A 19,849-nucleotide genomic window follows, 5' to 3' on the forward strand; every position below is an offset into this window, starting at 1 on the left:
TAATTTGGAGAATTGTACAATTTTTGGGAGATAAGCGTGCGAAAAATTCTTTTTGCCAGTAGTGAAGTCCATCCGTTAATGAAAACCGGGGGCCTGGCAGATGTGTCTGCCAGCTTACCAGCGGCGCTGGCTGAACATGGACAAGATGTCAGAATTTTTATGCCTGCCTATCGTCAGTGCCTGCAAAGAATAGAAAGCTCGCACACCGTTGCTACGATTAAACTGGATGGTTACCACCTGCCTGTGGAAATTATTGAAACCACACTTCCTGGTACTGAGGTCATCGTCTGGCTATTGAATTCCCCTATCACTTTGATCGCAGTGGTGGACCCTACAGCCACCCTGGCGGACATGACTGGGAAGATAATGCCGCAAGGTTTGCATTGTTTTGTCGCGCTATTGTGGCTTTAGCCATGGATGAAGCTGAACTGAACTGGAAGCCAGATATTTTGCATTGCAACGATTGGCAGACCGGGCTTGCACCAGCATTGCTGACGTTGAGAGAGAATGCTCCCCATACCATTTTTACTATTCACAATATGGCCTATCAGGGACTGTTTGAGCGCCCGGTTTTTGACGCGCTGGACTTACCTGAGTCTCTTTGGTCAATTGATGGGCTAGAGTTTTATGGCTTGATGTCTTTTATGAAAGCCGGGCTCATATTTAGCGATCACATCACTACAGTTAGTCCTACCTATGCTAAAGAAATATGTGACGCTGAGTTTGGTTATGGCCTGGAGGGATTATTATCTTATCGAGCCGAACAAGGGCGCTTAAGTGGCATATTGAATGGCATTGATTATCAAGAATGGAACCCGGCTACGGATCCTTATCTAAGGCACCATTACTCAGTCAAAACACCAAACCGTAAAAAGAAAAACAAGCAGGCACTTCAGCAACAATTTTATTTACCCCAGTCTGAACAGACGCTCTTTATCGGCTTAATCAGTCGTCTGGTATCACAGAAAGGTATCGATTTATCCATCGAAGCGATAACACGCTTACTGGAAGAGGGGCAGGATATTCAGCTGATTTGTCTGGGCAGTGGTGAAGCAGATTTTGAGCAAGCTTTGCGTGTACTTCGTGCGCGGTTTCCTGATAAAGTGGCATTGACCATTGGCTATGATGAAAAACTCTCGCATCAGATTGAAGCGGGGGTGGATGTGTTTCTGATGCCCTCACGATTTGAGCCATGTGGCCTGAATCAGATGTATAGCCTGCGATATGGTACGCTACCGATTGTACGTAATACTGGCGGTTTAGCTGACACAGTTGTTGATGCTAACGACGAAAACCGTAAAATCGGTATTGCTAATGGATTTTGTTTTCATGAGGCTTCAGCAGAAGCATTATACGAAACACTGGAACGGGCGACCGCGCTGTTTCAGCATCCGCGGATATGGCGAAAACTGATGATCACCGCAATGGAGGGGGATTTCAGTTGGGAAAACAGCGCCAATATCTATATCGATCTCTATCACCATGTAAATGAACGTTAATACTATGACAGATTATGAACCTGTATTGAGTACTGTCGAGCAGCTATCTATGCTGGGCGATAAAGAGCTACGTCAACATGTTCGGTTTCTTGGCCATATTCTTGGTGAAGTAATTGATGAGCGTGCTGGTCGTGAGGTCTATGAGACGGTAGAGCGTTTGCGTAAGGGGTTTATTAATCTTCGCAAAGACGATAACGCTCTATTACGCACGGAGTTACTGAGTTTCCTGAATACGCTGGATGCCACCACATTACGTGAAGTCATTCGTGCGTTTAATTTGTATTTCAGTCTGCTGAATACGGCAGAAGAAGCCTTTAATTATCATAACCGTCTAATCCAGTTAAGAAATGGTCGTGATTTATGGCATGGATCGTACCTGGATACATTAAATCAGTTTAAACAAGAGGGCGTTACCCTCGAACAACTTCAGCATATGATGGATACGATGGTATACATGCCTGTATTCACCGCTCATCCGACTGAGTCAAAGCGTCGGACTTTGATGGAAATTCTGCGTCGTATTTTCTTATTAGACGAAAAGCTGACCAATGACCCTTTGACGGCATTTGAAGAAGAACGCACACGGTCTGAAATTAAAAAACAAGTGCAGTTGTTGTGGTCCACCGATGAAGTGAGGGCTGTTAAACCCACCGTTCGCGATGAAATCAAAAATGGTTTGTATTACTTTAACGTAAGTCTGTTTGATGCGGTGCCCAGAAGTTATCGCAATATGGAAAATGCCATTCGTCGCGTCTATAAAGACGAGATTGATGCAGGTGCGTCATTCAAAGTGCCAGGCTATATTCAATTCGGTTCCTGGATTGGCGGTGACCGAGATGGAAACCCTTATGTAACAGCTGAAACCACCGACATGGCGATTCAGTTACAAAAGCGCACAGTGATTCGCCGTTATCTGGAAGACGTGACTAAACTTAGCTACCAACTCACACACTCACAACCTTTGTGTGAAATAAGTGATGAATTAGCTGCCAATATTGATGAATCGGAACAACGTTACGCTGGGGCATTTCGTGCAAAACCAGACCGTTTTCTGAATGAACCTTACCGCCGAAAACTTTACATGATGCGGCATCGTTTGGAAGATAATCTACGACTATTGCAGCAATATTTTCGGCCTGATCTTGAGCCCACTGCATTGGGACTGGCTTATGACAACGAAGATGAATTACTGCAAGACTTACGCTTAATTCAACAGTCCCTGATCGTACACGGGGATGCCGAGTTGGCGGGCAGTGAACTGACCGATTTGATCCGACTGGTGGAGACCTTTGGCTTTTATTTATATCACTTGGATGTGCGCCAGGAATCGACATTACACACGGAAGCGGTGAGCGAGGTGCTTAGACAAACAGGCTTGTGTGACGATTATCAGCAATTAGATGAAACGCAACGTCAGTCAGTGTTGACGGATTTGTTAGCACGTCATGATTTACCCTCTTTGCCTGAATTAGAAGGGCAAAACAAAGAAATTCTGTCGGTATTTCAGTTGATGACACGACTACAACAGGAAGTCAGCACCAATGCTTTCGGCAGTTATGTCATCTCCATGACTCACCAGGCCAGCCATATTCTGGAAGTATTAACTTTGGGGCGGTTTGCTGGTTTATGTGGTTATACAGAAGATGGTAATACCTACTGTCACCTCCGAGTATCACCTTTATTCGAGACCATTGAAGATTTATCTCATATCGAACCGGTGATGTCGGCATTACTTGAGAATGAACATTATCGTCGTTTATTAAGTGCCTCAGGCAATTTACAGGAAGTCATGCTGGGTTACTCCGATTCTTGTAAAGATGGGGGTATTCTGGCGTCTGTATGGAATTTGTATCAAGCCCAACAGAGAATCAGTCACCTGGCCGAACAGCATGGTGTGCAATGTCGAATGTTCCACGGTCGTGGCGGTACGATTGGTCGCGGAGGTGGCCCAACTCATGATGCTATTCTGTCTCAGCCGGTTGGCACGGTGCAGGGACAAATCAAATTCACAGAGCAGGGCGAAGTATTGTCATTCAAATATGGCAATATCGAGACAGCTGCCTATGAATTGGGGATGGGGGTATCTGGTTTAATGAAGGCTTCACGAAGTCTGGTGGCTAAAACGCATCATGATGAGCCGGCCTTTATGGATGTAATGCATCAGCTCACGGCCTACGGCGAGCAGAGCTACCGTAAATTGACCGAAAACACCGCAGGCTTCCTCGATTATTTTTATGAGGTCTGTCCAGTGACTGAAATCGGTATGATGAACATCGGTTCCAGACCCTCACATCGTAAACAGGGTGATCGTTCCAAGGCATCGGTTCGTGCTATTGGCTGGGTCTTTTCCTGGGCACAGTCACGACACACCTTACCTGCATGGTATGGCATTGGTACGGCGTTAGAACAGTGGCATCAAAATGATCCTGAGAAAATTGAAACGTTACGTCGAATGGTCAAAGAATGGCGTTTTTTCAGTGCGCTTTTAAGTAATACGCAAATGTCCCTGTCAAAAGCCGATATGAATATCGCACGGCGCTATGCCGCTTTGTGTGAAAATGCGTTTCAAGGACAGCAAGTATTCGAAGTCATTTCAGCAGAATATCATCGCACGGTAGAACAAGTTCTGCTGGTGGTGGGTGAGGACAAGTTAATGTCAGAAACACCGGCATTACGATCTTCTTTACGCCGACGTGAACCGTATCTGGATCCCATTAACTATATTCAGATTCTTTTATTGCAACGATATCGAGAGAACGCCTTATCTGAAGATGAACGAGATAAGTGGCTGGATCCGTTGCTGAGAACGATCAGTGCGATTTCTGCCGGTATGCGGAATACAGGTTAACTCGTCTGAGTTCGCAAGGTGCTGACAGTGAGCTGTGTGATGAGCATAATCAGTAACACTGCAGCACCAAACACATATAAGCCCGGATGAATCTGAATACTGGCGATGGCACCAAGTTTGACAGTGACGATCAACATCGCCACTACCATGACATCAAGCATTGCCCAGCGGCCATAATCATGCATAAGATTCAACAAGGTCATCTTGAGTGGCGTAGGGTGGTTATCAGCGAATAACAATCGGAACAGTAAGGCTAACTTAGCGAAAGGCATGAGGATACTGAAACAACCGATAACAAAAAATAACACGTATTTTTCTGCTTTCCACAGTTCTGTAATACCGGAAATAACAGAGAAATCATCACGAATGACCAGAAATTGCGTGATGGTCAACATCGGCATGAAAAGTCCGGCAATCAATAACACGCTGCTGATTAACAATAAGCCGCGTAGAAAATAAGTGGATTTATTCTTGGGCACGGTCTTTTTTAGAAATGTATCTGGCTTTGGGCTCTTTTTTACTCTTTTGTTTATTGACTTTGCCTTTCGGTGCCAAGCCCTTCATTTTTACTACAGGTAATGACTGGCCAATATGATGTTCGATGCGCTCAAGGTTTTTTTGGTCATGGCTTTCCACCAGATTGACAGCAATACCTGATTGTCCAGCTCGCCCGGTTCTGCCAACACGATGAATATAAATATCACCACGAAACGGCACATCATAGTTAACGACGTGGCTCACTTGCGGTAAATCCAGTCCACGTGAAGCTACATCTGTTGCAACTAAGACTTTGATTTTTCCTTGACGGAATTTACGTGTTCGTTCTCGGCGATCTGCCTGAGAGAATTCACCATGCACTACCTGAGCAGAGATATTTTGTGATTGTAAGTAATCAGCCACTTCATCTGCACGTTCTTTTTTATTACAAAAGACCAAAGCACTTTTACACTCGTCCGATTGAATCATGGCTTTGAGTAGTGCCTGTTTATGTTCACGATTATCGGCTAAATAGACACGCTGCTCGACCTGTTCGGCATAGTGGTTTGAAGCATTCACATCCACTCGGGTAGCATCAGGCAGTAAAGTATTAGCAAAAATTTCCACACCGGCACCAGCCAGTGTGGCGGAGAACAAGCAGGTTTGGAATGCTGTTGTAATTGAAGCTAATAATGTCGCGACATCAGGACCTTGTCCCATATCCAGCATACGATCCGCTTCATCTATCACCACAAACTCAATCAGTGATAAATCGGCCTGCTCTTGTTCAACTAAGTTCAATAAACGGCCGGGTGTGGCAATGATGACATCACAGCCTTCATCTAAAACCTTTTGTTGGGCAGTGGGTGCCTGACCACCGGTAATCATGGCAATATCGATTGGATCTTCTTTACTGAAGGTTTTAAGCACATGTTGAATCTGGAAGGCCAGCTCACGTGTTGGAGCCAGAATGAGAGCGACAGGTTCATGTGAACGATGCTTTCTGTCCCAGAGCTTTTGTAATAAAGGCACAACAAATGCTGCGGTCTTGCCTGTCCCTGTGGCCGCACAGGCCAATACGTCCTGACCGGCTAAAATAAGCGGGATCGTTTCTTCTTGAATTGGCGTAGGGGTGGTGTAGCCGTGAGCAGCGATAGCGCTCAACAGGCTGTCTTCTAACATGAGATCTTCAAATGACATTTAGCGGTGTATCCGGAATGCAGTGATGACGTTATCCATCATCATTGGAACAATAACAAGGTCTTTCTCAGGCATAACTGTATGGTCAGCACTACCTGGATTAAATTCAATCAAAGTTTCACTTCTTCCTTCAGGTGTGATTTTTAATAATCGGCCTTTCATCCAATCGGTGACCAGGTAATTCCCCTGACCATCTGCTTCGATGCCATCCAGATTACCCACGGGTGATTGGTCACCCAGGCTTTTCATCTGTTGTGTAATCAGATCAATGATTTTTAAATGTCCCGGCGTCTCGGTTTCAAACCCTTTGGTCATATTGCCCCAGCTGGCGACAATCAGATTATTATGCTCAACCAAAAGACCGTTGGGGGATTCTAGAGCAGGGTCATCCATCCAGACATTAAAGTCATCACCAGACAAGCGATAGATGCGGTTTGTCATCATGTCGCTGACGTAAACATGTCCCTGTTTATCAATGGCCACATCATTCAGAAATTGGGCATTCTCCGCGGGATAACGCTTGATGATGCGTTGTTCAGCAATATCAATGACCACCAGTTCATCAATATCAGAAACATAGAGATGGTTACCACTGAGTGCCAATCCTTTTGGGGCATTGAGGCCATCCAGCCAATGCAGTTTTTCAATCTCACCTTTGACTGATAATTGGCTAATAAAGCCATTACCATCTGCATCTAGGGGATTGCCATTAACATTCGAGACATATAAATGTTTTGTGATGGGATCATAGATAACAGATTCAGGTGTTTTAAGTTCTGCCGGGCTGCTCCATACAGGTGACAGCACTGTGTTAGCACAGACCTGTACTGACATTAATAAGCCGGTCAGCAATAGCGTTAACCGTTTCATCATCTTCTCCAATAACAATCTGAGTGCATAATAACAGGCCAAGCCCTATCCCGCTCAAGCGTTTAGAACCAGTAAGCTGCCTGCCACCATTACCAGACAAGCTGATAAGCGTCGCCAGAGATGTTCTTCATTAAAAATGCGGTAGCCAAGGAATACCTGTAGCACCATACTTAGTTGAAATAATGCCAGAGAATAAGCGACCAAAAGCTGTGAAAATACCAGCATAGTCATGTATTGCATCAGAAAGATCAGACAGCCCAGATAAACAAAAGGGCGGATGTTATGTCGCGCTTTTGCGATATTGGTGGTGATATCTTTTTTGATAAAAAGCCATTGAGTTAAGGCTGCCAACGGCAAACCCAATAAACACCAGAACACGGTTGTAGCTAAGGCTCCACCTTCTATCACTGCTGTTTTCAGCGGTAGAGTGCCGATAGAAAAAAGCAAAATCGATAAAAACCGGTATTGAACGCCTTTGTCTTTGAACAAGGTCAACATGCGGCTTTGCGAAGTCGTTTTGGGCGGAAATAAAAAATAGCTCCCCACCACAATGACCGCGACACCAAAAAAGCCTTGAAGGCTGGGGATTTCTCCAATAAATATCATTGCCAGTATCATGGAGATAACGACTTTGTAGGCATTCAAAGGCCCAAACACAGATAGATCTGTTTTTGATAAAGACATGACCAGATAGGCTGTACCCGCCATATCCAGTAGGGCGGCAAAGAAAATATTTATCCAAAAATTGCTTGTCAGTGAAAACAGGTCAAGTAAAGAAAGTAGTGGTAGACAGATAACGGCTAGAACAAGATAAGAACTAAAAACAATAAACAGTGAGTCAAAGCCACGGTGAGTCAGTTGCTTTTGAAAAACATTAGAGAATGCCGAGAACAGTAACCTGCTCAGCACAACGAGGATTTCCATGGTTATTCCTCAGTTGTGCTGGCCTGGTAATGCTGATTTTCATCAAGCTGATAGGTAGTAAAAATGCTGTATTGTTGGTTTGGGGTAAACTCAATAACGGCAAAATTATCTTTGCGGGGGCCCATTTCCATGCCGGGCGTACCCACTGGCATTTGAGGAACAGCGAGCCCGGTGATAGTGGGTTTTTGTGTCAGTAAACGCATGATATCAGCAGCTGGTACGTGCCCTTCGATAACATAACCTTCGATCACGGCCGTGTGACAAGAGTGCATAGCATGAGGGACGCCTAACTTTTCTTTAACGGCATCAAGATTGTGTGTTAATTGATCGGTGACATTGAATCCGTGATGCTCAAGGTGACTGATCCACTTATGACAACACTGACAATTCGGGTTACGGTAAACCTTGATATCAAGTGGTTTATCTAAATTGATAGTCGACTCAGACCACTCTGAGTCTGCATAAGCAGTTGTATTCAACAAACAGACGAGTAAAAAAAGAAGCGTTTTCATTTATAAATATTCAACATAGATTTCAGTATCGTGACTGTGTTTTTCAACCTGACTCAAAGCATGGATGACTGATCTTTCATTAGTTGGGTCAGCCTGTTCGCTGAGAAAAAAACAGTCGCAGCCAGATTCGACTAATTTGGCATAATCATTGGTGTTTTTTAGATCCGGATTCAACCAGACAGTCGCTTGCTCTGCCTGTATTTCTGAAGCCGCTTCAGCTAAACCCTCGGCTGTAAAAATCAAGAAAATCATTGGGCCGGTTCAAGGTTTAAGTAAGTTCTTTCAGAAATTTGAGACCAATCAGCATCCTTTTGACGGAATGCCTGATATGCATCGAAGACACGTTTAAATTTCGGATTCTTCTCGGCTTCTTCAACTAAAGTTTCATCTGACAGGGCTTTTAAACGTTGCAACACATCATCTGGGAAGGGCGCTATAGTAATGTCATCACGTGCTTTCAGAATTTGTAATGCCTCAGCGTTTTTATGCTCCATCTCTGCCAGCATGGCCAGATTTTCTGCTTGAGCTGCATTCGCGACGATAGCTTGCAGATCAGGTGGTAGACTGTTCCACGCACGCTCATTCACAGTTAACTCCAGGACGGTGCCAGGTTCATGCCAACCTGGATAGTAATAATGCTCTGCAGCGCGATACAAACCTAAGCGCTCGTCATGATATGGCCCAATCCATTCAGTCGCATCAATCGTATTGCGTTCAAGCGCACTATAGACTTCACTGCCGGCCAATAAAACAGGGTTACCACCGGCTTTGGCTAATACCTTGCCACCTAAGCCTGGAATACGCATTTTTAATCCCTGCAGATCATCAACAGAATTGATTTCTTTATTAAACCAGCCGCCCATTTGGACACCAGTGTTACCCAGCGGGAAAGGGATAACATGGAACGGCTTATAAACTTCACGCCATAATTCGAGGCCGCCACCATCGTATAACCATGAGTTCATACCTAATGCTGTCATGCCAAAGGGGACGGTGGAAAAGAATTGCGCTTCAGGGACTTTACCGGCCCAGTAATAGGCACTGCCGTGCCCCATTTCTACCGTGCCCTGTGATACGGCTTCAAACACCTGTAAAGCAGGGATGAGTTCACCGCCGGCATATACTTTAATTTCCAGTCGTCCATTAGACATGGCCCTGATATTGGCAGCAAAACGTTCAGCACCTTCCTGTAATACAGGGAACCCCGGTGGCCAGGTTGTGACCATCTTCCATCGGTAACTCTTTTTATAGTCTGTATTATCAGTGACAGATTTTGATTGTTCACTTTGTCCACATGAGGCCAGCATGAAAGTCATTAGACCCACAATGACAGAACGTGAAAAACAAGATGCCAACATAGATGTATGTCCCTAATTAAAGTATGTCTAATTTAGCATAAGCCAGTACTAACCACTTACTACCAGCATGTTTGAAGTTGACTTGCACTCGCGCATTTTTGCCTGAACCTTCGGTATCAAGCACGATTCCCGGGCCAAACTTTTGATGATGCACCTGCTGTCCGGTTTTGATGCCTGTTTCGTTCATTGTCTGTGTGTCTCGACCGCGAACACCATTCAGGCTGGGAGTGATATGGTTTTTGCGAGCACGAACTTCTTCTGTACACTCGGTCGGAAGTTCACTCAGAAAACGTGACGGGCGTTGAATCATTTCTTGCCCATAGAGAAAGCGCGATTCTGTGTACATCAGATAGAGGGTTTTTCTCGCGCGTGTCATGCCGACATAACAAAGCCGTCTCTCTTCGGCAAGGCGGACAGGATCATCACTGGACTTTTGTCCGGGGAACAGACCTTCTTCCATGCCCACCATAAAGACGATTGGAAATTCGAGACCTTTGGCGGAATGTAATGTCATTAATTGCACGCAATCTTCCCAGCGGTCAGCCTGATTCTCACCGGCTTCGAGTGCAGCATGGGCAAGAAATGCATCCAGATCCGACATGTCTTCTGCTTCTTCAGGTTTGTGAAACTGTTTGGTCGCTGAGATTAATTCGTCCAGGTTATCAATCCGACCTTGCCCTTTTTCGGTCTTATCTTTGGCAAAGTGGGCTTTTAGGCCACTTTCATCAATGACTAACTGTGTCAGTTCATTTAAGCCCATCACGGTGTCTTGTTCAGGAGTCAGTGAATCAATCAGTGTGATAAAACCCGCTAGCGCATTACCTGCTCGTGCCGCAAAGGCTTTAGCATCGAGCATCTCTATGGCACTGTGCCACATCGAAATACCGCGTTCACGAGCATATTGGCGTACTTGTGTGAGAGTGGCAGCGCCGATACCGCGCGTAGGTGTGTTGACGATACGTTCAAAAGCGGCGTCATCGAGACGGTTTGATACCAGACGCAAATAAGACAGAACGTCTTTTATTTCAGCCCGCTCAAAAAAGCGTAAGCCACCATAAACCCGATATGGCATAGCAGCTTGTAGTAAGGCTTCCTCAATGACCCGTGATTGCGCATTCGAACGATAGAGCACGGCAGCATCACTTCTTTTCCCACCGTTTTCTACCCATTTACGGATTTGCTCGACAAGGTATGAGGCTTCGTCACGTTCGTTGTAAGCGTTATAAATCTGGATGGGATCGCCGTCATCATCCTCTGTCCATAATTCTTTGCCTAAGCGTTCACTATTATTGGCAATAACCGCATTAGCTGCTTTGAGAATATTGCCAGTAGAACGATAGTTTTGTTCTAGACGGATGGTGCTGGCACCCTGGTAGTCGGTGTCGAACTGTTGAATATTTTCTATACGTGCACCACGCCAGCCATAGATAGACTGATCATCATCCCCCACGATAAACAGGTGTCCGCTAGTTCCGGCGAGTAATCTTAGCCAAGCATATTGCAAGGTATTAGTATCCTGAAACTCGTCGACTAAAATTTGTTTAAACCGCTGCTGATAGTGCGCCAGAATATCGGGCCGTTTTAACCAGAGTTCATGGCTTCTTAATAAAATTTCACCGAAATCGATGACCCCAGCTCGTTGACAAGCTTGTTCATAGGCAAGGTAAATGGCCAGCATATTTTTTGAATAAGGGTCATGACCTGCCTGAATATCTTTGGCACGCAGGCCTTCATCTTTTTGTGCATTGATGTACCACTGGGCCTGTTTAGGTGGCCATTGTGCTTCATCCAGTTCCATCGCGCGGATGATGCGTTTCAGCATCCGAAGTTGATCATCGCTATCCAGAATCTGGAAATTTTGAGGCAGATCGGCTTCTTTCCAATGTGAGCGCAATAGGCGGTGAGCTAAGCCATGAAAGGTGCCTACCCACATGCCGCCTGGTGGATAACCCAGAATCTCTTCAATACGACCACGCATTTCTGCAGCCGCTTTATTGGTGAAGGTCACAGCTAAAATATTACCCGCTGAAAAACCTTCTGCTTGTATCAGCCAGGCTATTCTGTGGACTAATACCCGTGTTTTTCCACTACCGGCTCCCGCCAGAATCCTAGCGTGGCCTAGAGGTGCAGCAACCGCTTCACGTTGTGGTTTGTTTAGATCGTTTAAAAGCTCTGAGACATCCATTTTGTGATCATATCGTTCAGAAATAAATAAACCAGCACATTATCCGGTGTGATGGATATGAACTGGTCAATTGATGTTATGCCATATCAGTCGGGCGGGGGACTGATAGCGTATCTGCATAACGCTCATTGTAAAAATCAAACTCCCCGCAACGAGAATGCTTGCGGGGAGTATGTATTTTTTAGATGTTGCTATCTAAAAATGCAGCCAATTGTGATTTTGTTAAAGCACCTACTTTTGTGGCTTCAACTTCACCATCTTTAAACAACATTAATGTTGGGATACCACGGATACCGTAGCGTGGTGGAGTGTCCTGATTTTCGTCAATATTCAGCTTGCAAACTTTCAACTTACCAGCGTATTCGGTCGCGATTTCATCCAATACAGGGGCGATCATTTTGCATGGACCACACCATTCAGCCCAGTAATCGACCAACACAGGCAGGTCAGACTGTAGTACTTGGCTATCAAAGTCGCCATCGGTCACGTGGGTGACGTTTTCGCTCATGTTTTATCTCCAGTGGTATATAAAGTATCGTGGGTCTATACTCCCATACGATATAGCCTAACATTTTTTCCTATCACAAAAGGTAATGCAAGTATTCTATGAGTGCACATCTAACCGAGCAGGCCTTCTCATCCTTGCCACTCCACGCTTCACTAAAAGCCGGGCTGGCAAAGGCCGGATTCGAATTCTGTACCCCGATTCAAGCTTCTGCGCTGCCATTATTACTATCAGGCCGTGATGTTGCTGGTCAGGCACAGACAGGAACGGGCAAAACCATTGCTTTTTTACTTGCTACCTTTCAATGCCTGCTTGAAAAAAGCCTGCCGAAAATTGGGACGGAAAACAACCACGCGCACTGATTTTAGCTCCGACTCGCGAATTAGCCATTCAAATAGCGAAAGATGCAGAAAAACTTAATGCTGAATCAGGACTGCGTATTGGTATCGCACATGGAGGCAAAGATTACCAACGTCAGCGCGATATGATTACGGAGGGGCTGGATATTTTAATCGGCACGCCTGGGCGCTTGCTGGATTATCAGAAACAGCGCGTGTTCAGTTTAAAATTCATTGATGTCGTTGTACTTGATGAAGCCGATCGGATGTTTGATCTGGGCTTTATTAAAGATGTCCGTTATTTCCTGCGTCGTATCCCTAAACCCGAGCAACGTTTAGGGATGTTGTTTTCAGCGACATTGAGCTACAAAGTTAGCGAATTAGCTTACGAACATATGAATAACCCAGAAAAAGTTCAGGTCGAACCTGAAAAAATGATGGGGGATCGTATTGAAGAATGGGTGTACTACCCGGCGAATGATGAAAAAATTCCTCTGCTGCTGGCATTGATTAAACGTTTGAATCCTGAACGGGGCATTATTTTTGTCAATACAAAACAAGCTGCAGATGTTGTCTGGGGATATTTGGAGGGGAATGGCTACAAGGCTTCATTATTGTCTGGTGATGTGCCCCAGAAAAAACGTGAACGCTTATTGCAACATTTCCAAGATGGCGAATTTCCCTTCCTCGTCGCCACTGATGTTGCTGCGCGAGGATTACATATTCCTGAGGTGAGTCATGTATTTAATTATGATTTACCCCAAGATGTAGAGGACTACGTTCATCGCACGGGACGGACTGCTCGAGCAGGGGCTAGCGGTGTTGCCATCAGTTTAGCGTGTGAAGAATATGTATTTTCACTGCCAGATATTGAAGCTTATATCAAACATAAATTACCATTAGCATCAACCTCTGATGAGCAACTGGACACACCCAAGCCACGAGTAAAAAAGGAAAAAGAAGCCGCACCACAACGAAAAAGACACGACGCGAATAAATCATCAAAGCCACGACGCAGGCGTCCAAGGCAAGAAAAAAGTAATGATAGATGCAGATCAACAATAACAGACAAGCGAATTTTTACCCGCTGGTTCCTACTGAACCACGCAATAATACGCGTTTGCCTGTTACTTTTGATGCTGCCGCTGAATACACCGCCACCATCGTTGATAAAGAACAAGCTGATACAACGAATGTCGTTGTGCCAGTGGCCTCCACACAAGATAGTCAGCAAGCGCAATTTGTCAGGCAGTTTATCGGCACTGAACGTGACTCATCTTCGTCTGAACGACAAAACAATCTACTACCAAAGTCTGTACAGCAATATTTATATATCAAGGACATGAATAATGATTCAAAGCCGTCAGGAGGGCAGTTAGTGGATGAGATGGTTTAGCGTTTTATGGCTTGTTTTTTTCATTACGGGCTGTGCGGCAAGCGGAAATAATAGTCAGTCAAATAACGGTGTCTCCAGACTAGCCAAGAGTGACATCGATGAAGTGATAGAGCTTCACCAACAAGCGGTGATGGCGCAGTTAAAAAGATTAATGTTGAAGCTTTACAAACGTAATCCCAATCTTCGTCATGACAGGGATATCAGAACCATCAAAGAGAGTGTGGAGCGGACATTCTCCAGAGAGGTGGATTTCATCTACCCCGAATGGGCTATTATCAAGAGACCAACCGATATAATACGACTCTCTCTTGATGAACGTTTTCAGGGGGATCGTGTACTTGCCTATATTGTCGGCTTAAGAAAAATGCTGATGGCATCTTATGATAACCACAGCGAATTTTTTTACCTGACCTCAATCGATCAGCAAAAACTCTATAACAGTGCTCGTAATATAGAAATTGCGGCGTGGTTGTTGGCAAAGAAACGTGATCGTGACGGTAATCTACTGATGTTGAGCGATAGCTTATCAGGCGAGATACGTAATTTGAGTTATCAACGACTGTTTGGAAAAATGATTGCTACCCAAGATAATCTTGCCCAAATCATCGCGCAGAAAAATGGCCGTATTATTAAGACATTTGTCGTTCGAGCGGCCACGCTTGTTTTCTTACCTATTTAGGTTTTGTGTGACCAGCCACTCCAGCAGTTAATACAAAACGCAAGGCTTGTTCCATGCTCATATCAATCGGTTTTAACATGCGTCTTGGCATGATCACAGGATAGCCGCCGATGTTATAACTCATTGGTAAATACACCAGCACACGATCTTCATCATCTTTGGTTGGTAGATGCTCTGCACTGTCCAATGTGATAAAGCCAATCATCTCCATACCATTATCCAGTTTGACGGAAACAACCTGTTCAAACTCAGTTTCTCGTCCCGGTGTGAAGTAATGAAAAAGTCATGCATGCTGCCATAAATTGATTTGATGACTGGTAGGTGATAAAGCAAGCTTTCTGCACCCTTGAACAAGCGCTTGAAAACATAGAGGCGCATTAAAATACCGAGAGTAAAGATCAAGGCAATAGCAGCTAAAAAACCCATCCCTGGCCAATACATGTAATCCGGTAACAGAAACATGATGACTTGGCTTAATGCTTTTTCTGCAGAAGAAATGACCCAATAAATCAGATAGAGCGTAATGGTGATAGGCAGAATAGTGATTAAGCCGGTCAAAAACTGACGGGTTAGGAATCGAAACATACACTAGGCTCCGTGAAATAAAAGTATGGTCATCTGATCTGAGAAAGACGAAGGGGAGATAATTTAATCACGGCCATAGTGGCGCTGAGCCAGTTTAGGCGTGGCAAAAGAACGGCTTGCTGCTTGCTGCATAAACAGGTTTTTCAGTAAGCGACTTTGGTTGACATGACGCAAGCCAAATTGACGTAGCCATCTCACCGGAGCGGTGCGGTTAGTGAAGACACGCTTGAACATGTCCATGCTCATTTGCATCAGCAGATTATCAGCATGTCGTTGTCGTTGGTATTTTTGTAACGTATGTAGCTGACTAATATCACGATTATGCATGGCAGCATCGATAATAACTTCGGCTAGCGTTGCTGCATCCAACAAACCGATATTGACGCCTTGTCCTGCTAGTGGATGAATGGTGTGTGCGGCATCACCAACCAGAACAATGCCTGGTTTGATATATGTCTCGGCATGACGTAGTTGAAGCGGAAAAGCATCACGGTGGCTGATGTGGGTGACTTTTCCCAAACGTTCTTCAAATGTCACATTTAGTTCATCGATAAATTCATCATCGCTGAGCGATAACAGACGATCAGCATCGTCATTTTTAAGTGTCCAGACAATTGAGCATTGATGATTATCTTTTAGAGGTAAAAACGCAAGCGGACCATCAGCTAAGAAGCGCTGCCATGCGGTGTTTTGATGAGGATGTTCAGTGGTAACATTACACACCAGGCCTTTTTGATGGTATGACCAGCCTTTTGTCTGGATGTTAGCCAGCTCTTTAATAGCCGAATGAGCACCATCTGCCGCGATAATTAGCTGTGTTTTTACTATGCGTCCATCCTCGAGACGAAGTTGCTGGTTATCAATAGCTACTGGTTTGGCTGGGCAAATCACATCAATATTAGCTTGTTGCTGACAGAGGCTGAAACTGGTTTGTTGCAGTTGCCGATTCTCAATGATGTGACCTAAGTTGCTGGTACCCATATCAGCACTATTGAAATGTATCTGACTCTCACTGGTTTCCCAGACTTTCATGTCAGAAAATGCAGATAGCCGTGCTGGTGATAGCATTGACCATATTCCCAGATTTTTCAGAATGGCTTCACTACCTTTGGTCAATGCACTGACTCTGATGTCAAAGGAATCGTCAGCAGTTAATGGTTCAACATGACGAGCCTCTATTAAGGCAATGGTGAATTGGTCATAACGTGATAATGCCATCGCCAGACAGGCTCCCACCATGCCACCACCGACAATCGTAATATCATATTGCTGTTTCATGATAAGGGAACACCTCGAGCTAATTTAGGCTGTGCTTGTGCCAATCCCATACTTTTCTGTGCCAGCCAGTGTTTCATAACAGGCATCGTATCCATCAGCGTAAGTCCTGCCCCACGCAGATGACCTAATAGCGGAATATCATTACTGAATAATCGCACCAGTTGGTCTGTGGATTTAACAACCTGATCCTGATCTTGTTGACGCTGCTGCTGATAACGTTGCAACAACTCAGCGTGACCGCAATCTTTGGCATCAAAAATATGTTCAGCCAATACCGCGACATCACGTAAGCCAAGATTGAATCCCTGACCAGCAATGGGGTGCAGGCTGTGTGCGGCATTTCCAATAAATACGATTCGAGCTTGAACTGGCATGTCAGCTTGCATCAATATCAATGGGTAACTGTTACGCTCGCCAACACGAATAAACCGTCCGGCACGATAGCCGAAGTGATGTTGTAATTGCTTTAGAAATGCTTCCTCTGGAAGTGAGAGTAATGCACTTTCTTCACCCGCTTTGACTGTCCATACTAAGCTGCTTCTTTTATCCGTCATCGGCAATAAAGCCATGGGACCAGATGTAGTGAAACGCTCGTATGCCCAACCATAATGTGGTTTATCTGTAGAAATATTGGCGGTGATAGCGACCTGACTGTAATCTTGCTCCCAGGCACTTAAGTTCAAACAGTGACGGATAGTCGATTCACGTCCATCTGCGGCAACAATCAGTTTGGCAGTCAGAGTGTGATGGTTATCTAACGTGACTTTTACATGTTCATCTTCAGTGACTACTGCATTCACCGTTCTTGGGCAGAATAATGTCAAATTATCGAGTTGCTGCAATTGCTGGTTGAGTGCGTGGCCTAAATATTTGGCTGTAATGACTTGGCCGAGTGCCGGCACTTTTTCCTGTTCGGCCGATAAGCGTGTCACACCAAAGCGGCCTCGCTCAGACACGTGAATGTGTTGGATAGGACTCGCGTGCTTTACGATATGTGTCCAGACACCCATTGTTTCAAAGATACGTTGCGAACCATAGCTGAGTGCAATGCCACGATCATCGTAACTGGGCTGGGAATCTGTTTCTAATGATTTCGCTTCTATAAGACCAATCTTCAGTCGACTCTCTTTCAAAGCGATAGCCAGACTAGCACCAGCCATACCGCCTCCCACAATCAACACATCAAACAGGCTGTGATTCACGTTTTAGATTGCCTCTGCCATTAATGCTTCAATCTCATCGATTTCCTTGGGGGCCGCTTCAGTGAGTACTTCGCAACCGTCTTTTGTCACCAGTACGTCGTCTTCAATCCGAATACCGATAAAGTGCCACTTTTTATCGACATGTTCCTGATCGCGGATATAGAGACCAGGCTCTACCGTTAATACCATGCCGGGTTCTAATAAGCGCCACTCACCACCGACTTTGTAGTCACCGACATCATGTACATCCATTCCCAGCCAGTGTCCTGTTCGGTGCATATAAAACTCACGGTAAGCGCCTTCTTCGATGAGTTGATCGACATTGCCGTTAAGAATGCCTAATTCAACTAAGCCTTGCGTTAAGACCTCAACCGCTGCTTCGTGTGGTTGATTCCAATGATTGCCTGGCTTCACTGCAGCAATGGCGGCTTTTTGTGCATTCAAAACGATTTGATACACAGCTGCCTGCGCGGTAGTGAACTTACCATTAACAGGAAAAGTGCGAGTAATATCGCCCGCGTAACATTCGAATTCTGCACCGGCATCAATCAGCAATAACTCATTACTTTTCAACTTGGCACTGTTTTCAATGTAATGCAGGATACAGCCATTCTCACCGCCACCCACAATGGATGGGTAAGCAGGGGAGCGACAGCCATTTTTCATAAACTCATGAATAATTTCCGCTTCGACCTCATACTCCCATTTACCTGGTTTGGTAAATTGCATAGCACGAATATGAGCTTGGGCCGACACGCTTGCTGCCTGTTTCATGGCTTTGATTTCCTGACTGCTTTTAAATAATCTCAGCTCATTCAGGCAGTGCTCGAGTTCAATAATCTCTGTTGGCGAATGTTTACCAGAGCGTGCTGCCTGACGTAGGTGATTCAACCAAGACACCATGTGCTGATCAAAGCTCGGCTGATTTCCCATGGTGTAATAGACTTTTTCTTTACCTTCCAGCAAACCTGGCAGGATATCGTCAAGATCACTTATTGGATAAGAGTCATCGGCGCCAAATTCAGCGATGGCACCTTCCTGACCTGCGCGATAGCCATCCCAGATTTCTTTATCCAGGTCCCGTTCACGACAGAATAAAATATACTCGCCATGTTCTCTTCCTGGAATCAGCACCAGTACGGATTCAGGCTCATCAAACCCTGTCAGGTAGTGGAAACTACTATCACTTCGGTAGGGATAGTCGACATCACGGTTACGGTTAGCCACTGGCGCGTTGGGTAATACAGCGATCGTATCTGGTCCCATAATATCCATCAGATGTTGACGGCGTTTGGTGAATTCTTTCTTTTGCATTAGTGTTCAGTCGCTTCCTCAGTTGGGTCGGTAGGTTGCAATTCTCCGTAAAGTAAAAAAAGACCCATACGAATATATTCTACGAGTTCTTCAAAATTGGCACGTTCTTCTTCTGTGTCTTCTACATTGTCAAAATTAACCTGACTGATTTTGATGACATCAGTCACGTATTCCTGACAATCATCAGAGAGTTCTGTTTCATTGGTCATGCCTGATGTACCGAGACCGAATACAAGCCCTTGACACCAGTCTGCCATCGCCGATAAACGTGAGATAATCGGTGCATTGTCATCCGGGAGTTCCATCTGAAAGTCAAAATCCAGGCTATTTAGAGACTGAATCGTGTCATCAAACAGGTGTGTTAAATCTTGTTTCTCTTCTTCGGCAGGCGAGAAATCTTCAAATAATCGTGTGTACCAGCTTTTACGATCGGCCAGAGCGTCCATACAAAGCAAACCGCATAATGCGCCCTGAAGTTCAGCGAGACTGGCAGGCCCATCACCGTTTTGATTATCGGGCGATAGAGATGGAAAGTAGAGTTGTGACATAAACTTAAAACCTGAATAATGGCAAAAAAGATATCTTGTTCAATGTTATGCATTGGAACACAAATTGTTCCTATTATGACAGTTGTTGACCGAGTCGGCAGCGCACGTCTATAGTTAAGCTTTATTCTCGC

General features: G+C 45.0%; 17 protein-coding genes and 2 pseudogenes. 5 read left to right on the forward strand and 14 right to left on the reverse strand.

The window, feature by feature from the left end; all coding sequences use genetic code 11:
• Positions 1–78 precede the first annotated feature (78 nt).
• Both glgA and ppc read left to right on the forward strand, forming a co-directional pair.
• A pseudogene (gene glgA, locus QUE24_RS11505) lies at positions 79–1,499 on the forward strand (glycogen synthase GlgA).
• 4 nt (positions 1,500–1,503) lie between these two features.
• On the forward strand, positions 1,504–4,347 hold the full coding sequence (gene ppc, locus QUE24_RS11510) for a phosphoenolpyruvate carboxylase (RefSeq protein WP_286303977.1): 2,844 nt from the start codon (positions 1,504–1,506) through the stop codon (positions 4,345–4,347).
• Here the strand turns inward: ppc and QUE24_RS11515 are convergent.
• The 9 genes from QUE24_RS11515 to trxA form a co-directional block, all read right to left on the reverse strand.
• Entirely contained in the window at positions 4,344–4,826 is a 483-nt protein-coding gene (locus tag QUE24_RS11515; protein WP_286303978.1) for a paraquat-inducible protein A, read from the reverse strand. The two genes, ppc and QUE24_RS11515, sit on opposite strands and share 4 nt — an antisense overlap.
• Positions 4,813–6,024, reverse strand: a complete 1,212-nt coding sequence (locus QUE24_RS11520) for a DEAD/DEAH box helicase (protein WP_286303979.1) — start codon at positions 6,022–6,024, stop codon at positions 4,813–4,815. Before QUE24_RS11520 ends, QUE24_RS11515 begins: the two co-directional genes overlap by 14 nt.
• Positions 6,025–6,897 (reverse strand): SMP-30/gluconolactonase/LRE family protein, encoded by an 873-nt coding sequence (locus tag QUE24_RS11525; protein WP_286303980.1) that lies wholly within the window; start codon positions 6,895–6,897, stop codon positions 6,025–6,027.
• 51 nt (positions 6,898–6,948) lie between these two features.
• Positions 6,949–7,818 carry an EamA family transporter gene (locus QUE24_RS11530; RefSeq protein WP_286303981.1) on the reverse strand — a complete coding sequence of 290 codons (870 nt, stop codon included), beginning with the start codon at positions 7,816–7,818 and terminating at the stop codon, positions 6,949–6,951.
• A 2-nt stretch (positions 7,819–7,820) separates the two neighbouring features.
• Positions 7,821–8,330, reverse strand: a complete 510-nt coding sequence (locus QUE24_RS11535) for a DUF411 domain-containing protein (RefSeq protein WP_286303982.1) — start codon at positions 8,328–8,330, stop codon at positions 7,821–7,823.
• The gene (locus tag QUE24_RS11540; protein WP_286303983.1) at positions 8,331–8,582 is read right to left on the reverse strand and encodes a Rossmann-fold NAD(P)-binding domain-containing protein; all 252 of its coding nucleotides are present in this window, start codon (positions 8,580–8,582) and stop codon (positions 8,331–8,333) included.
• Positions 8,579–9,688 carry a TRAP transporter substrate-binding protein gene (locus QUE24_RS11545; RefSeq protein WP_286303984.1) on the reverse strand — a complete coding sequence of 370 codons (1,110 nt, stop codon included), beginning with the start codon at positions 9,686–9,688 and terminating at the stop codon, positions 8,579–8,581. Before QUE24_RS11545 ends, QUE24_RS11540 begins: the two co-directional genes overlap by 4 nt.
• A gap of 16 nt (positions 9,689–9,704) precedes the next feature.
• On the reverse strand, positions 9,705–11,873 hold the full coding sequence (uvrD, locus tag QUE24_RS11550) for a DNA helicase II (RefSeq protein WP_286303985.1): 2,169 nt from the start codon (positions 11,871–11,873) through the stop codon (positions 9,705–9,707).
• Positions 11,874–12,054: 181 nt separating this feature from the next.
• Positions 12,055–12,381, reverse strand: a complete 327-nt coding sequence (gene trxA / locus QUE24_RS11555; RefSeq protein ID WP_007146622.1) for a thioredoxin TrxA — start codon at positions 12,379–12,381, stop codon at positions 12,055–12,057.
• A 98-nt stretch (positions 12,382–12,479) separates the two neighbouring features.
• Here trxA and QUE24_RS15830 point away from each other — a divergent pair, with 98 nt between their 5' ends.
• Genes QUE24_RS15830 through QUE24_RS11565 form a run of 3 tightly spaced genes read left to right on the forward strand, consistent with a single transcriptional unit; the run spans position 12,480 to position 14,791 of the window.
• Entirely contained in the window at positions 12,480–12,740 is a 261-nt protein-coding gene (locus QUE24_RS15830; protein ID WP_350226583.1) for a DEAD/DEAH box helicase, read from the forward strand.
• Between the two features lie 32 nt (positions 12,741–12,772).
• Complete coding sequence (locus tag QUE24_RS15835; protein WP_350226616.1) at positions 12,773–14,062, forward strand: helicase-related protein; 1,290 nt, start codon at positions 12,773–12,775, stop codon at positions 14,060–14,062.
• A 36-nt stretch (positions 14,063–14,098) separates the two neighbouring features.
• Entirely contained in the window at positions 14,099–14,791 is a 693-nt protein-coding gene (locus QUE24_RS11565; protein ID WP_286303986.1) for a hypothetical protein, read from the forward strand.
• Here the strand turns inward: QUE24_RS11565 and QUE24_RS15840 are convergent.
• The 5 genes and pseudogenes from QUE24_RS15840 to QUE24_RS11595 all read right to left on the reverse strand — a co-directional run bounded on the left by QUE24_RS15840 (position 14,784) and on the right by QUE24_RS11595 (position 19,718).
• Positions 14,784–15,376: pseudogene (locus tag QUE24_RS15840) on the reverse strand (DUF502 domain-containing protein). The gene QUE24_RS11565 and the pseudogene QUE24_RS15840 overlap by 8 nt on opposite strands.
• A gap of 63 nt (positions 15,377–15,439) precedes the next feature.
• A complete protein-coding gene (locus QUE24_RS11580) occupies positions 15,440–16,654 on the reverse strand; it encodes a UbiH/UbiF/VisC/COQ6 family ubiquinone biosynthesis hydroxylase (RefSeq protein ID WP_286303988.1) in 1,215 nt (404 codons plus the stop codon).
• Positions 16,651–17,856, reverse strand: coding sequence for a 2-octaprenyl-6-methoxyphenyl hydroxylase (ubiH, locus tag QUE24_RS11585; RefSeq protein ID WP_286303989.1), 1,206 nt, complete (start codon positions 17,854–17,856; stop codon positions 16,651–16,653). The genes QUE24_RS11580 and ubiH overlap by 4 nt, the downstream gene beginning before the upstream one ends.
• Before the next feature lie 3 nt (positions 17,857–17,859).
• Positions 17,860–19,170 carry a Xaa-Pro aminopeptidase gene (pepP, locus tag QUE24_RS11590; RefSeq protein ID WP_286303990.1) on the reverse strand — a complete coding sequence of 437 codons (1,311 nt, stop codon included), beginning with the start codon at positions 19,168–19,170 and terminating at the stop codon, positions 17,860–17,862.
• Complete coding sequence (locus tag QUE24_RS11595; RefSeq protein WP_286303991.1) at positions 19,170–19,718, reverse strand: UPF0149 family protein; 549 nt, start codon at positions 19,716–19,718, stop codon at positions 19,170–19,172. The genes pepP and QUE24_RS11595 overlap by 1 nt, the downstream gene beginning before the upstream one ends.
• Positions 19,719–19,849: the final 131 nt, after the last annotated feature.

Origin of the sequence: Methylophaga marina, assembly GCF_030296755.1 — a bacterium.
Classification (GTDB): Bacteria; Pseudomonadota; Gammaproteobacteria; order Nitrosococcales; family Methylophagaceae; genus Methylophaga; species Methylophaga marina.

Bases quoted from the DNA above. Each gene is read 5' to 3' on its own strand.
- QUE24_RS11520 (WP_286303979.1), bottom strand. From the start codon at position 6,024: ATGTCATTTGAAGATCTCATGTTAGAAGACAGCCTGTTGAGCGCTATC.
- QUE24_RS11530 (WP_286303981.1), bottom strand. From the start codon at position 7,818: ATGGAAATCCTCGTTGTGCTGAGCAGGTTACTGTTCTCGGCATTCTCT.
- QUE24_RS11565 (WP_286303986.1), top strand. From the start codon at position 14,099: ATGAGATGGTTTAGCGTTTTATGGCTTGTTTTTTTCATTACGGGCTGT.
- QUE24_RS11525 (WP_286303980.1), bottom strand. From the start codon at position 6,897: ATGATGAAACGGTTAACGCTATTGCTGACCGGCTTATTAATGTCAGTA.
- QUE24_RS11595 (WP_286303991.1), bottom strand. From the start codon at position 19,718: ATGTCACAACTCTACTTTCCATCTCTATCGCCCGATAATCAAAACGGT.
- QUE24_RS11535 (WP_286303982.1), bottom strand. From the start codon at position 8,330: ATGAAAACGCTTCTTTTTTTACTCGTCTGTTTGTTGAATACAACTGCT.
- QUE24_RS11540 (WP_286303983.1), bottom strand. From the start codon at position 8,582: ATGATTTTCTTGATTTTTACAGCCGAGGGTTTAGCTGAAGCGGCTTCA.
- QUE24_RS15830 (WP_350226583.1), top strand. From the start codon at position 12,480: ATGAGTGCACATCTAACCGAGCAGGCCTTCTCATCCTTGCCACTCCAC.
- uvrD (WP_286303985.1), bottom strand. From the start codon at position 11,873: ATGGATGTCTCAGAGCTTTTAAACGATCTAAACAAACCACAACGTGAA.
- QUE24_RS11580 (WP_286303988.1), bottom strand. From the start codon at position 16,654: ATGAAACAGCAATATGATATTACGATTGTCGGTGGTGGCATGGTGGGA.
- QUE24_RS11545 (WP_286303984.1), bottom strand. From the start codon at position 9,688: ATGTTGGCATCTTGTTTTTCACGTTCTGTCATTGTGGGTCTAATGACT.
- pepP (WP_286303990.1), bottom strand. From the start codon at position 19,170: ATGCAAAAGAAAGAATTCACCAAACGCCGTCAACATCTGATGGATATT.
- ppc (WP_286303977.1), top strand. From the start codon at position 1,504: ATGACAGATTATGAACCTGTATTGAGTACTGTCGAGCAGCTATCTATG.
- trxA (WP_007146622.1), bottom strand. From the start codon at position 12,381: ATGAGCGAAAACGTCACCCACGTGACCGATGGCGACTTTGATAGCCAA.